We start from the raw sequence: 14,317 nt of genomic DNA, 5'->3' as shown, positions 1-14,317 counted from the left end.
GAGCATCGCTCGGCTGAAGCCCCTTCGTCCTGTCGCTACCGCCCCTGGTTCCCGTAGGGGTTCTGCTGCGGCGGGTACTGCTGGTTCCCCCCACCGTACGGATTCTGCTGGGGCGCCTGCCCGTAGGGACTCTGCCCGCCGTACTGCCCTGTCGGCGGCTGATACGCCTGCGGCTGCTGCCCCTGCGCCACATACGCCGGCTGGCCACCACCGCCCCCGGCACCACCGTTCCCGCCACCGCCGCCACGACGGCTGCGCACGATCACCACGACGATGATCACGAGGACAACGAGCCCGCCGAGGACCCCGAGGACGATCCCCATCGAACTACCACCCGAGGACGAACCGGACGCGGTGGTCGTGGTGCCGCTCGATGCCGATGTTCCGGAAGGCAACGGGCTCGACTGGGGCAGCGGCCCGGCAGCCGGACCAGGGACGACTGCCATATTGAGATCGGGCGACGCGATCCCGTAGCCGTAGGAAGCATCGGGGGTGGTCATGCCGTTGGGCGGAATCGCCGTCTTGATGATGTAGTTGACGATCTGGCCCGCTGTCAGGTTCGGATGGGCCGAGCGGTAGAGCGCTGCGATCGCGGAAACGTAAGCCGTGGCGAAGCTTGTTCCATCACCCATCCGGTATCCGGTGTCGCTGTCGCCGCCATCGCCAAGGACGCTGACACCCGGAGCGACGACCGTGATCCCGCCGGTGTCGGACTTGCTCCAAAGCTTGCCGGTCTTGTCGACCGCCCCGACCTTGATCACACCCGGGTAGGACGCCGGGTACTGCGGATCGGAGATGCCATCATTCCCGGCCGCCGCAACCAACACGACGTTGTGCTCTTCTGCGTATGCGACAGCGGCTTCGGTCACCGAGTCGTTGTCCGGCCCACCGATGGACATGTTGATGACCTCCGCACCGTGGTCCACGGCGTAGCGGATGGCCTTGGTGGTGTAGTCCGTTCCGGGACCTGCGTTCCCGGGGCCGATACCGATAGGGAGAATCTTCGCACCAGGGGCGAGCCCCATGATGCCGTCCTCGCCGTTGGGACCGTGACCATGTCCGGCGATCAGGCTCGCGACGAGTGTTCCGTGGAACTCAGGCGAGTGATCTGTCTGACCGTTTCCACCGAACTGGAAGTCCGTACCCGGCAGCACCTGCCCAGCCAGGTCGACGTGGGTAGCCCGCACTCCGGAGTCGATGACGGCGACCGTCACACCCTTGCCAGTGCTCTTGGGCCAGACGTACTGGCTCGCCTTGTAATCCGTCAGGGCCCACTGGGTGTTCCTGGCGGTGTCGGCGTGAGCAGCCGGCGCCATGCCAACGACAAGGGCTCCAGCGAGCGCTGCCCCTCCCAAACTTCGCAGTGCTCGCCTGAAGCCCATACCGTCACCCCGCTCGTCTTTGTTCAACCGACCAGCAGGACACTACTTGACTGTCAGAACTCAATCACGCCTGGGTTGGACGCACCCGTGTCGTTCCAGGTCTCCTCGTCCTCCATCAGATAGCCGGCGCGAGCCTTGCGCTGCTTCTTCTTCTGACTGCCGGAGCCCAGGCCGCCCGCACCGCCCATGCCCATGCCCTCGCCCTGGCCAGCACCGCCAGCGCCCTCGCCCTCGGCGCCCATCGCGGCCTTCTCTTCGGCTGACAGACCGTTCGCACCCTCGCCACTGGCCCTGCCTGAGCTGCTACCGAGGCCGCTGGCACCGAGACCGCTGAGACCGCCGGCACCGCCGCCGAACGCGCCTCCGCCGACACCGCCGCCGCCCATGCCGAGGCCGGGGACACCGCCGACGCCTCCGCCACCAGGCATACCGCCGCCGACGCCGGTACCCGTCCTTAGGCCGCCTGGTGTGCCGTCAAGCGTGCCACCGATCTTGGGCGGCGTGACGCCGCCACCGCCGCCATGAATGCCACCGACTCCACCGCCGCCGGGGACGTAACCGTTGCCACCGTTCTGGCCGGGCTTGAAGTTGTCCTTCAAGCCGCCGTCACCGCCGGTAATGGGCTTGAGGCTGGTCTCACCGCCGCCGCTCGGGCCAGTGGGCGTGCGTCCGGTGCTTCCAATCGGGCTGGGCGTCACACTTGCAGGAGGCGCAGGCCAGACACTGGTCCCACCCAAGCCGCCAGGCACATTTCCCATCTGGGCAGCCGACGAGTTGTACGACGTACCCAGTGACTGCATGACCTCGACAGCCTGCTGGTGTACGCGCTCCCAGGCGCTCAGATCGCCGCCGTCCATCTTCAGCGCCTGCTGCAGGCCGTACTTCAGGGCGTCCTGGTGGAACTGGGCGTCGCTGCCGCCGGAGCTGGTGATCTGGTCCCACTCGCTCGGGGCGCTCGGGAACGTGCTCTTCGCGTTGGTCAGCGCGGTGCTCGCCTGGTTCATCGCGCCCTCGGCGATCCTGGCGTACTGCGAACCGTTCGTCAGGCTCGTGCTCAGATCCTGCGCGTTCCGGCGGAACGCGTCCGCGCTGTCGCCGGTCCAGTGCTCCAGCATGTTGTTGACGTGGGTGGTCAGCGCACCCGCCGTCTCGTTGAGCATCGTCCCGATCGAGCCCCAGTGCTGGGAGACCGTCATCATCGCGGCCGGATCGGCGTCCTCGATCATCTTTCGGAGGCCCTCGTAGCCGCCGGCGGACTCGAAGTCGGTCGTGTAGCCGTCGTAGCCGCTCTTGCCGCCCTTGTTCTGGTCGAGGTACTTCTTCCAGTCCTTGTCGCCCTGCTGCTGAGCCTGCTGTCGCGCCTTGGCCTGCTGCTGTGCGTACTGGTAGTCAGCTGCCGCGTCAGCCATCAGGAGGCCCCCCTCGAGAAGTTCTGGCTGGTCTGCGTGTCCTGCGCCGCGTACTGGTCGTGCGCGCTGCCGGTCTTGTCGGTGAACTCCTGGATCATCGTCTGCAGAGTCTTGATCATGTTCGCCAGCTGTGTCTTCATGTTGTCGTGGGCGGTGTGCAGGTTGCTGGCCTCGATGAAGGTCTCACTGCCGATCTGAGTGTGGATCAGGTTCGTCTGGTACTGCGCCTTCTGGTTCGCGTCGTCCATGCCGTCCGCGACACCCTGCAGCTTCTTGACCGTGTCCTGCAGGTAGCTCAGATCTACTTCATAGCCACTCATCGAGTGCCTCCCCGTTGTTCGGCTGACAGCCCGAACACATCATAAGGACGGCCACGGACAAGTTCCCTACCGGATCTGTCGTTGCAGCCAATCCGCAACCGCGCGCACGACATCCGGCACCGCGTCAGGTTCCGTCTTGCGCACGGCGAATGCGTGGTTGCCCGCGTCGAGGCCGACGAGGCGGTGGGTCCTGCGGGGCAGCGGGGGAAACTCGGGCGGGGTGCCGAAAGGGTCGCGGGCGCCCTGGACGACGAGGGTGGGGAGGGCCGTCTGCAGGAGTTCGTCGGCCCGCGAGCGCTCCGGCTTGCCCGGAGGGTGCAGGGGGAAGGCCAGGGCGACGACGCCCGCCGCGCCCGTTGGGGCGCCGGTGCGGCAGGCGACGCGGGCGCCGGCGCTGCGGCCGCCGACGAAGAGCGGGACGGAGTCCCCCACCTGCGCGCGTACGTGGGCGACGACCGGGAGCCAGCCGGCGTCCAGGGTCTTCGGGGCGGGGGCGAGGCGCTTGCCCGCGACGCGCCAGGGCTGTTCGACGAGGACGACGGCCACCGCGTCGACCCCGGTGGCGATCGCCTGGAGGTCCGGGGCCTCGATGCCGCCGCCCGCGCCGTGGCCGAGAAGCAGCACGCCGTGGGGCGCGCGGTCGCGGTGGTGCCAGGTGAGGCGGGCGTCGCCCGCCTCGGTCGGGACGAGTTCGGTGGAGACGTCACGGATCGGCGGCATGGACCCAGCCTAGGGTCATGAGCGCGCGATCCCTGGTCAGCGGCCCTCGCGTTGCTCCTTTTCGAGCTTCATCCGGCGGTGCTCGGCCTTGTTCCTGTCACGGAACGGGTTGGTCGCCAGCCCGACGAGGTTCTGCCGCAGATCGCCGTCGGAGACGTGGCTGAAGCACTCCACGTAGGCGAGGACCAGCAGCCGGGAGAGCTGCGGGTCGTGCACCACGACCTCGTACGTGGCGGTCACCCCGGCCCTCCGCACCAGCTCGAAGCCGGCGGACGTCGGGCCGGTACAGCGCACGTGAGCCGAGAACATCGCGTCCTCCCGGCCCTGGTCGCCGAGGATGCCGTGGGAGGAGAAGTCGTCGATGAACGCGAGCACGGCCCGCACACCGCGCTTCTTGCCGGTCAGGGGCTGCCGCTGCGGCGTGAGGGTCCCGAGGCCGTGCTGCACGACGGGGCCCCGGTCCATGTGGCCGCGCTTCGCCATGGCGCCGATCGCGCCGATCTCGGCCTGCTGCGCGTCCCAGGCCTTCCCCAGCTTGACGTAGCCGAGGAGCTGCCGCGGATCGGCTCCGGGGTGGACGTAGTCGTGGGCGCGGTGGTGGACGTAGTAGGGGCGCACGTCAACGGTGTGCGGGTAGTCCTTGTGCATGCGCACGACCGGCTCGGACCGCCCCGCCTGGTACACCAGGAAGGTGGTGTGCTCCCGGCCGTAGTCGACGCGGACGGTGAACTCCCGCAAGGACTGCAACGGGTCGGTGTCCACGCGGAAGCCGTCCATGTCCATCCCCCTTCAGACACACGTGCGATCTGACACCCTATCCGGGCTCGGGCGGCAGCAACCCGACACCCTCGCCCCGGCGGTGCGCCCGGGCGGTGAACCGCCGTGGCGACAGTCCGCCATCCCGCTCCCCCGCCCCCCGCGCAGCCCGTATGCCGCCGTACCCGGGCCTGGACCGACGCCGGTCTGCGCGCTGCGCGTAATGCACTGAGCCCGTCACCCCGGACGTGCAAAGATGCCAGCGAAGACACAGTCGACAAAGGAGTCACCCAGCGTGCCTGGCACCAACCTGACCCGTGAGGAGGCCCGCGCCCGGGCAGAGCTCCTCCGTGTGGACGCCTACGAGATCGAGCTCGACCTGAGCACGGCCGCGGAGGGAGGCACGTTCCGCTCCACCACCGTGGTCCGGTTCGCCGCCACCACGCCCGGCGCCTCCACCTTCATCGACCTCGTCGCGCCCGCCGTGCGCGAGGTGACGCTGAACGGCGCCGTGCTCGACCCGGCCGAGGTGTTCGCCGACAGCCGGATCGCGCTGCCGGGCCTGGCCGCCGAGAACGAGCTGCGTGTCGTCGCCGACTGCGCCTACAGCAGCTCCGGTGAGGGTCTGCACCGGTTCGTCGACCCGGTCGACCAGCAGACCTACCTCTACACGCAGTTCGAGGTGCCGGACGCGCGCCGCGTCTTCGCCTCCTTCGAGCAGCCGGACCTCAAGTCCACCTTCCGGTTCACCGTGACCGCCCCGACGGGGTGGAAGGTCATCAGCAACGAGGTCTCCCCGGACCCGGAGAAGGGCGCCGTCGAGGGCACCGAGGTGCACCGCTTCCCGGTCACCCCCCGGATGTCGACGTACATCACCGCGCTGATCGCGGGCCCGTACCACGGCGTCTTCAGCGAGTACGTGAGCCCGGACGGCGAACAGCGGGTGCCGCTCGGCGTCTACTGCCGTCCGTCGCTGGCGCAGTACCTGGACGCGGACCACATCTTCGACGTGACGCGGCAGGGCTTCGACTACTTCCAGGACAAGTTCGACTTCGCCTACCCGTTCTCCAAGTACGACCAGCTGTTCGTGCCGGAGTTCAACGCCGGCGCGATGGAGAACGCGGGCGCGGTCACCATCCGCGACCAGTACGTCTTCCGCTCCAAGGTGACGGACGCCGCCTACGAGGGCCGCGCGACCACGATCCTGCACGAGCTGGCGCACATGTGGTTCGGCGACCTGGTCACCATGGAGTGGTGGAACGACCTCTGGCTGAACGAGTCGTTCGCGACCTTCGCGGAGACCGTTTGCCAGGCCGAGGCCGAGGGCAGCCGCTGGCCGAACGTCTGGACCACCTTCGCCAACCAGATGAAGACCTGGGCGTACCGCCAGGACCAGCTGCCGTCCACGCACCCGATCATGGCGGAGATCAACGACCTGGAGGACGTCCAGGTCAACTTCGACGGCATCACCTACGCCAAGGGCGCGTCGGTGCTGAAGCAGCTGGTCGCCTACGTCGGCCAGGACGCATTCTTCGCGGGCGTGCAGGCCTACTTCAAGCGCCACGCCTGGGGCAACACTCGCCTGTCCGACCTGCTGAGCGCGCTGGAGCAGACCTCCGGCCGTGACCTGAAGGCGTGGTCGAAGGCGTGGCTGGAGACGGCCGGCATCAACATCCTGCGCCCGGAGCTGGAGGTCGACGCCGACGGCGTCATCACCTCCTTCGCCGTCCGCCAGGAGGCCCCGGCGCTGCCGGCCGGCGCGCGCGGCGAGGCCGTGCTGCGGCCGCACCGCATCGCCATCGGCCTGTACGAGCTGGAGGGCTCCGCCCTCAAGCGCGTCGAGCGGATCGAGCTGGACATCGAGGCGACCGAGCTGACGGAGGTCCCGCAGCTGGTCGGCCGCGACCGTCCGGCCGTGATCCTGCTCAACGACGACGACCTCTCCTACGCGAAGATCCGCCTGGACGAGTTCTCGCTGGCAAGCGTCACCCACCACATCGCCGACTTCGCCGAGTCGCTGCCGCGCGCGCTGTGCTGGGCCGCGGCCTGGGACATGACCCGCGACGGCGAGATGGCCACCCGTGACTACCTGGAGCTGGTGCTCCAGGGCGTGGGCCGCGAGTCCGACATCGGCGTGGTGCAGTCGCTGCAGCGCCAGGCCAGCCTGGCGATCGAGCTCTACGCCGCGCCCGAGTGGCGGCCGACCGGCCGGGCCACCTGGGCCGACGCCGCGGAGGGCCTGCTGCGCGCGTCCGAGCCCGGCAGCGACCACCAGCTCGCCTGGGCGCGGGCGTTCGCCGCGGCGGCGTCCACGGAGGAGCACCTCGCCCTGCTGACCGGCCTGCTCGACGGCTCGGTCGAGATCGAGGGCCTGGCCGTCGACACCGAGCTGCGGTGGGCGCTGCTGCAGCGCCTGTCCGCGACCGGCGTCGCGGACGAGGCCTCCGTCATGGAGGAGCTGGAGCGCGACCCCACCGCGGCTGGCGAGGCGCACGCCGCCACGTGCCGCGCGTCCCGCCCGACGGCCGAGGCCAAGGCCGCGGCGTGGGCGTCGGTGGTCGAGGCGGAGACCCTCACCAACACCGTCCAGGAGGCCGTCATCGCGGGCTTCGTCCAGACGGAGCAGGCGGACCTGCTGGCCCCCTACACGGCGAAGTACTTCGCCGCGATCAAGGGCATCTTCGAGCAGCGCTCGCACGAGATGGGCCAGCAGATCATCGTCGGCCTCTACCCGACGATCCAGGTCTCCTCGGAGACCCTGGAGGCGACGGACGCCTGGCTCGAGGCGAACGCCCCGGCCCCGGCGCTGCGCCGCATGGTCGTCGAGTGCCGCTCGGGCGTCGAGCGCGCCCTCAAGGCCCAGGCCGCGGACCGCGCCGCCGCGAAGTAGCAGCGCAGGCTCCGACGACGGAGGGTGGCGCCGGGCCTGAAAGCCCCGCGCCACCCTCTGCTTCGTCGGCCCTTCCCCCGATGTCGCCGCCGGTCCTGCGGCGACAGCACACTACGGTCCGAGCGACCTCCCCGGCACGGTTTTCGACCGCTACTCGCTCGGCTCGCCCTCCGGGTGCTGCATGACGACCGCGAACTCGGCCGTGCGCTCGGCGGCGGCCAGCTGCTCCAGCGTCACGGGCTTGCCGTTGGCGTCGGCGATCGGGAGGCGCCAGTTGGGGTACTCGTCGCAGGTGCCCGGGAGGTTCTGGGGGCGGGGGTCGCCGAGGACGTCGGGGAGCCAGACGCCGACGAGCCTGGCCGGGGTGCGCAGCAGGTAGCGGTGGAGCGCGGCGACGGCCTCGGGCAGGTGGCGGCCGTCGGCGGGCTCCAGCGGATCGGCCGCGGGGCCCTCGCCGTAGGGCGGGACGGTCATCAGGCCCTCTCGGGCCAACTCGCCCAGCCACTCCTCGCGTTCCTCGTCGTCCTCGGCCTGCTCCTCCGCCAGCGGGCGGGACAGCAGGCCCAGCCGGTGGCGCAGCTCGACGTGGTCGCCGCTGAGGCGGGAGGCGGTCGGGGGCAGGTCGTGCGTGGTGAGCGTCGCCAGGCAGTCCTCGCGCCAGCGGTCCGGCGGGAGCGGCGAGCCGCCGCCCTGCTCGGACCAGTCGCGTTCGAACCAGAGCACGGACGTGCCCAGCACGCCGCGCGCGGACAACTGCTCGCGCACGCCGGGCTCGACGGTGCCGAGGTCCTCGCCGATCACGATCGCGTCCGCGCGGTGCGCCTCCAGCGCCAGGACGCCGAGCATCGCCTCGTGGTCGTAGCGGACGTACGTGCCCTCCGTGGGCGGGCGGCCCTCGGGGACCCACCAGAGGCGGAACAGGCCCATCACGTGGTCGACGCGGAGGCCGCCCGCGTGGCGGAGGTTGGCCCGCAGCAGCTCGGCGTAGGGCGCGTAGCCGGCGTCGGCGAGCGCGTCCGGGCGCCACGGCGGCAGACCCCAGTCCTGGCCGTGGGCGTTGAACGCGTCCGGGGGCGCGCCGGCGCTGATGCCTTCGGCGAGACAGTGTTGGAGCGCCCAGGCGTCGGCGCCGTCGGGGTGGACGCCGACGGCGAGGTCGTGGACGAGGCCGACGGGCATGCCCGCAGCCCGGCCTGCCGCCTGCGCGGCGGCGAGCTGTTCGTCGACCAGCCAGGCGAGCCACGCGTGGAAGTCGACACGGTCGGCCAGGTCGTTGCGGGCCCGGAGCACCGCCGCGCTGCCGGGGTCGCGCAAGCCGCCCGGCCAGCCGCGCCAGGCCGGGCCGTGGACCTCGGCGAGCGCGCACCACGTCGCGTACTGGAGCAGGCCTTCGCCCTCGCGACGCAGGAACGCCTGGTAGGCGGCCTCCCGGCCGACGCCCCGCGGGACGGCGTGGATCACCTCCAGGGCCTGCCGCTTGGCGGCCCAGACCGCGTCGCGGTCGATCAGCGCCTCCTCGATCAGCACGCCCTCGCGCAGCCGCGCGCCGCGCCGGGCGGCGTCCAGAACGCGCTCGCGGGCCTCGGGCGTCAGGTGGGCGTACTCGGGGACAGCCTCGATCCGCAGGTAGACCGGATCGGCGAAGCGGCGCGAGGAGGGCCGGTAGGGGGACGGGTCCGAGGTGCCGTCAGGACCGGGTGGCATGCCCGCGTGCAGCGGGTTCATCTGGACGAAGCCCGCACCGAGCGCGTGGCCGGACCAGCCGGCCACGTCGGCGAGGTCGCCGAGGTCGCCCATGCCCCAGGAGCGCTCGCTCAGCATCGAGTAGAGCTGCACCAGGAAGCCCCAGCTGCGCCCGGGGGGCCCGGCCAGCCGGTGCGGGGCGACGAGCAGCGGCGCGGCCGTGGAGACGCGGTCGCCCAGGCGGGCGCAGAGCGTGTGGCGGCCGACGGGGAGGTCGGCAGGGAGCGGGCGGGTCTCGCCCGCCTCGCCGACGTGCAGCCCGCGGGGGAAGGGCGTGCCGACGGTGACGGTCTGCCCGTCCTCCAGCTCCACCCATGCCTCGGCGGCCGCGGGCAGCGGCACCTCCTCGCTCAGGCCCGCGCGCAGCACGATCGCCCGCGGGAGCAGCCGGTGCGCGCGGCGTGCCCGCAACCCCGCGAGGGCCTCCTCGGCCGCCTCCGGGCTGCCGGCGTCCACGCCCATCGCGGCGAGCACCGCACGCAGCGTGTCCGGCGGTACGACGCGGCCCTCGAACTCGGTGTCCACGCCGTAGGCGTGGGCCAGCGTCTCCAGGGCACTCGCGCCGGCGGGGAAGGGGCGGTGGGCCTCGGGTGCCACGGGCTCTCCTCTGCGTTTCGGTGCAGTACGCGTCCCTGGGTTCAACGGCTGCGACCGGCCCAGGACACCTACCCATCGGGTCGGGCCCGCGACACCGTCGACCGGGTGATCCGACCGCCCCTTCGCTTCGGGGACGATCCGTCAACCGGAGTTCACTCTCCCGTATACGAGTGGACACGCCCGTGCATTGACATGCCAAGGGCGGGGATGGTGGGGTTGAGGAGTTCGGCCGGGCCACTGTTTCCGGTCGGCGAGAAACGGCTTCCGGGGGCGCGGGGAGCTGTGCGACAGGCCGCGACGAGCCGTTTTCCGGCACGCGGGGCGATCGCACGGCTGCCCGCGCCCCCGGGCGTTTCCGCCCCCGCGCGAGAGCCGGCCCCCGCCTCGGAAGAGCAAGCACCACAGAAGCAAGCACCACAGAACAGCATGCAGTGACGCACCTACCCGACACGGCATCAGGAGTCCCCGTGGACCACCGGCCCGAACCGGCAGCAGGCCCCGACGGCTTCGTCGCCGCTCTGGGCAGCAGTCTGCGACGGACGGTGGCGGAGCATCAGGCACTGCAGCAGCTGCTGAGGACCACGACCGTGCTGACGGCGCGGCGAACGGCCGCCCGCACCGCGCGACGGCTGGCGCCGGAGACCGCGGACCGGATCATCTCCCAGCTCAAGGGCACCGCGCCGCTGCTCGGAGCGCTGCCCGAGCAGGTGCGCGCGCAGGTCAGGACCCGCAGCGCCGCGCTCAAGGCGAGCGCCGCCTTCACCGTCGCCGCCGTCGTCGGCAGCGGTCTGGTCGGCAGCGCCCCCTCGGCTTTGGCTGTTGCCGGGCCGCGGGCGGCCGCGCAGGTGCTCGCGCAAGGGACGAGCCCGCAGCCGGTGGACGGTGACGCCGGATCGGCAGCCGGGCCGACCTCCGGGCCCGCGATCTATCCGCGTCCGCAGCGCGAGCAGGCTCAGGGCACGCCGGTGGCCCGCCCGGGGCGGGTCGCCCTGGCGGTGGCCCCGCACGCCGACCCGGGCGCGCTGGCAGCGCTGCAGGCCGCGCTGGCAGCGGCCGGCGTGCAGCGCGTCGACACCGTGTCCCCGGGCAGCGATCCGCAGCCCGGCGTGCTGACCATCTACCTGGGCGGCGCGGCCGAGGGCGCGAGCGGGGGCACCGACCGTGCGCTGCGCTCGCTCGCCGGCGCCGGGCACTCCTCGCTCTCCCCCACTGGCCTGCCCGCGGGCGGCTACATCCTGGGCACCGGCACGATCGCCGCGAGGTCGTCGAGCGGGCCGTCGGGCAAGGCAGGCGACGCCGGCAAGGGGGGCGACGGCAAGGGGGGCGAGACGGGCCAGGAGGGCCAGGCGGGCGTGGCCGTCCTCGCCGGGGTGGACGCGGACGGCACCTACAACGCCGTGCAGTCCTTCCGTCAGATCCTGGGCGTCGGCGGGGCGCTGCCCGCGCTGGCGGTGCAGGACTGGCCCGCCGCACCCGTGCGCGGCGTCGTGGAGGGCTTCTACGGCACGCCCTGGACGGCGGGCCAGACCGCCGACGTGATCGACTTCCTCGGGCAGACCAAGCAGAACCTCTTTCTCTACGCTCCGGGCGACGACCCCTACCGGGGCGCGCTGTGGCGCACCCCCTATCCGGCGGACCAGCAGGCCGAACTGCGCACGCTGGCGCAGCGCGCAGCGCTGAACCACGTCACGCTCGGCTACTCGCTCTCCCTCGGCGCCTCCCTGTGCTACACCTCCCGCTCGGACCAGGACGCGCTGGTGGCCAAGCTGGAGCAGCTGTGGGGCCTGGGCCTGCGCTCCTTCCAACTGGACTTCTCCCAGGCGACCTTCTCCCACTGGCACTGCGACGCGGACGCGGCCCGCTACGGGCACGGCCCGCAGGCCGCCGCCAAGGCGCAGGCCGACGTCACGGCCGTCGTGCTGCGCCGGTTCCTCGCACAGCACCCGGGCGCCGACCCGCTGACCGTGTTCCCCAGCGAGTACCACGAGACCGACGCGACGCCCTACCGAACCGCCCTGGCCGACGAGTTGGACGGCAGCGTGCGGATCGCCTGGACCGGCGCGGGCGTGGAGCCGGCCACCATCACCTCGGGCGACCTGACGGCCGCCCAGCAGGCCCTCGGTCACCCGCTGATGACGGAGGACAACTACCCCGTCAACGACTCGGAGCAGGACCGCCTCTACCTGGGCCCCTACCAGGGCCGGGACCCGGGCGTGGCGAGCGGGACGGCCGGGCTGCTGGTCAGCGCCATGCAGCAGCCCGTCGCCTCGCGCATCCCCCTGTTCACCGCCGCGGACTTCGCCTGGAACCCGTCGGCCTACCAGCCGGACGCCTCCTGGCAGGCCGCCGTCTCCGCCCTGGCCGGGGCGACGACCTACGGCACGGGCACAGCCCGCCTCGGCGCGGCGACCCCCGTCGAGCAGGCCCGCGCGGCGCTGGCCGCGCTGGCGGGCAACAGCGCCTCCTCACCGCTCGGGCGGCAGGAATCCGCGTACCTGCGGCCCCTGCTGGACGCTTTCTGGGCCGCCTTCGAGCCGGCGTCCCCCCAGCCGAACGCCGGCGCCACGGCGGCGACGGCGGCCCGCGCCCAGGCTGCCGCGCGGCTCCGTGCCGCGTTCACCACCATGGCACGGGCCACTGACAATCTGGCCGGGATCAGGGGCGGCCAGCTGCTCGCCGAGGACTCCGCCTGGATCCAGCAGCTCGCGCTGTACGGTCGCGCCGGGCAGGCCGCCGTCGACATGCTCGCGGCGCAGCGCACCGGGAACGGCGCTGCCGCCTGGAACCAGCGCCGCGCGCTCCGGCAGGAGATCTCCCAGCTGGCCGACAGCGGTGTCACGGTCGGCACGGGCGTCCTCGACGCCTTCCTCGACCGCGCGCTGAAGGCCGCCGACAGCTGGTCCGGCCTCGACGGCGACCAGCTCACCCCGACCAGCTCGATGGGCGCCGCCCAGGACGACGACCCGGCGCTGATGGTCGACGGCGACCCGAACACCTACTACTGGTCCGACGCGCCCCCGCAGGCGGGCGACACCGTCGGCGTCGACCTCGGCAGCGACACCCCCGTGCGGACCGTCCACATCCTGATGGGCGGCCCTGACGGCGACGTCGCGCAGGGCGACATCATGCAGGACGCGATCCTGGAGTACGCCACCGACGACGGCGCCTGGGTACGGGTCGGCCACTACCACGGTCAGGGTGAGATCGACGCGACGCTGCCCGCCGGCGCCGTCGCGCGCCATCTGCGGCTGCGGGCCGGCTCCGGCCAGGACAGCGCGGTCGCGGTCCGCGAGTTCAGCGTCGGCGCGCCGGACGCCACCGCGCTGACCGCGACCGGTCCCGCCGCGGTCTCCGGATCCCCCGTCTCCAACGCCGTCGACGGCGACCTGGACGCCCCCTACCAGGCGGCGTCCGCGCCGGAGCCCGGCGACGGGCTGACGGTGGCGCTCAGTCAGGCGCGCCAGCTCGGCCGCGTCGTGGTGCTGACGGACGGCAGCGTGCCCGCCCCCGGCTGGGTCGAGGTGCACAGCGCGGAGAAGGGCTGGACCCGCCTCGGCGCGATCGCCTCCGGCGGCTACACCGAGCTCGCCGCCGACCCCAAGCTGAAGGTCGACTCGATCCGGCTGCTCTGGTCCGGCGCTCCCGGCAGCCAGGCCCCGGTCGTCTACCAGGTCATCCCCTGGTACGCGGACACGCCTCCGGCGACGCTGCAGCTCGGCGCGCAGAGCGTGGACCTGGAGGCGGGCGGCGCCCCCGTCTCGCTCCCCGGGGTGTTGCAGGCGCAGGGCGTCGGCGGGGCGACCGGGACGGTCGCGACACAGCTGCCGGCCACGGCGAAGGGCGTCACCGTCACGGGCACCGGCCCGGTCGCGCTCCCGCGTGGCGGCAGCGCGGGCGTCCCGCTGAGCTTCGCGGCGGCGGCGAGCACCCCGACGGGCTCCTACACGGCGCACGTCGTCTTCACGGTCGGCGGACGCAAGGCGACGCAGGACGTCACCGTGAACGTCTACCCCCGCACCAGCGGCCCCGACCTGGCCCTCACCGGCACGGCGAGCTCGTCCGCGGACGAGACCTCGGACTTCCCCGCGGCCAACGTGGCCGACGGCGATCCGACGACGCGGTGGTCGTCACCGGCCCAGGACGACGCGTGGGTCCAGGTGCAGTTGGCTGCGCCGGCGACGCTGGGCGAGGTCGTCCTGCACTGGCAGGACGCGTACGCGTCGCGCTACGCGATCGAGACCTCCATGGACGGGGTCCACTGGACCGCCGCGGCGACGGTGGCCTCCGGCCAGGGCGGGAACGAGACCGTCCGCTTCGGCGCCGTGACGGCGCAGTACGTCCGCATGCAAGGGCTGGCACGCGCGACGCGCTTCGGGTACTCGCTGTGGGGCATGGAGGTCTACGCGGTCGTCCCGCAGGCGCCGAGCCCGTCCCCGACGCCGACGGCCCCCACGCCGACCCCCAGCGCGACCACACCCCCACCGACCCAGGCCCCCACCC

8 protein-coding genes are annotated in these 14,317 nt (G+C 72.4%); 2 read left to right on the top strand and 6 right to left on the bottom strand.

Features of this window, described 5'->3' with window-relative positions; all coding sequences use genetic code 11:
• Positions 1-35: 35 nt before the first annotated feature.
• The 5 genes from TR48_RS23065 to TR48_RS23045 form a co-directional block, all read right to left on the bottom strand.
• Positions 36-1,316, bottom strand: coding sequence for a S8 family serine peptidase (locus tag TR48_RS23065; RefSeq protein WP_052442912.1), 1,281 nt, complete (start codon positions 1,314-1,316; stop codon positions 36-38).
• 119 nt (positions 1,317-1,435) lie between these two features.
• Positions 1,436-2,791, bottom strand: a complete 1,356-nt coding sequence (locus TR48_RS43470; RefSeq protein WP_052442911.1) for a WXG100 family type VII secretion target — start codon at positions 2,789-2,791, stop codon at positions 1,436-1,438.
• A complete protein-coding gene (locus TR48_RS23055; RefSeq protein ID WP_052442910.1) occupies positions 2,791-3,111 on the bottom strand; it encodes a type VII secretion target in 321 nt (106 codons plus the stop codon). Before TR48_RS23055 ends, TR48_RS43470 begins: the two co-directional genes overlap by 1 nt.
• Positions 3,112-3,177: 66 nt before the next feature.
• Positions 3,178-3,831, bottom strand: a complete 654-nt coding sequence (locus tag TR48_RS23050; protein WP_042370406.1) for an alpha/beta hydrolase family protein — start codon at positions 3,829-3,831, stop codon at positions 3,178-3,180.
• A 36-nt stretch (positions 3,832-3,867) separates the two neighbouring features.
• A complete protein-coding gene (locus TR48_RS23045; RefSeq protein ID WP_152628124.1) occupies positions 3,868-4,608 on the bottom strand; it encodes a hypothetical protein in 741 nt (246 codons plus the stop codon).
• A 274-nt stretch (positions 4,609-4,882) separates the two neighbouring features.
• Between TR48_RS23045 and pepN the strand changes: the two genes are divergently transcribed.
• Positions 4,883-7,477, top strand: coding sequence for an aminopeptidase N (gene pepN, locus TR48_RS23040; RefSeq protein WP_042370402.1), 2,595 nt, complete (start codon positions 4,883-4,885; stop codon positions 7,475-7,477).
• 150 nt (positions 7,478-7,627) lie between these two features.
• Here pepN and malQ read toward each other — a convergent pair whose 3' ends face one another.
• Positions 7,628-9,817 carry a 4-alpha-glucanotransferase gene (malQ, locus tag TR48_RS23035; RefSeq protein WP_042370400.1) on the bottom strand — a complete coding sequence of 730 codons (2,190 nt, stop codon included), beginning with the start codon at positions 9,815-9,817 and terminating at the stop codon, positions 7,628-7,630.
• A gap of 467 nt (positions 9,818-10,284) precedes the next feature.
• Here malQ and TR48_RS39150 point away from each other — a divergent pair.
• Positions 10,285-14,317, top strand: a 4,033-nt coding sequence (locus TR48_RS39150) for a glycoside hydrolase family 84 protein (protein WP_052442909.1), incomplete at its 3' end; no start/stop codon positions are given.

It is taken from the genome of Streptacidiphilus neutrinimicus (assembly GCF_000787815.1).
Taxonomy (GTDB): domain Bacteria; phylum Actinomycetota; class Actinomycetes; order Streptomycetales; family Streptomycetaceae; genus Streptacidiphilus; species Streptacidiphilus neutrinimicus.
Note: the sequence above shows the minus strand (reverse complement) of the source record. Positions and strands in the feature narration are given on the sequence as shown.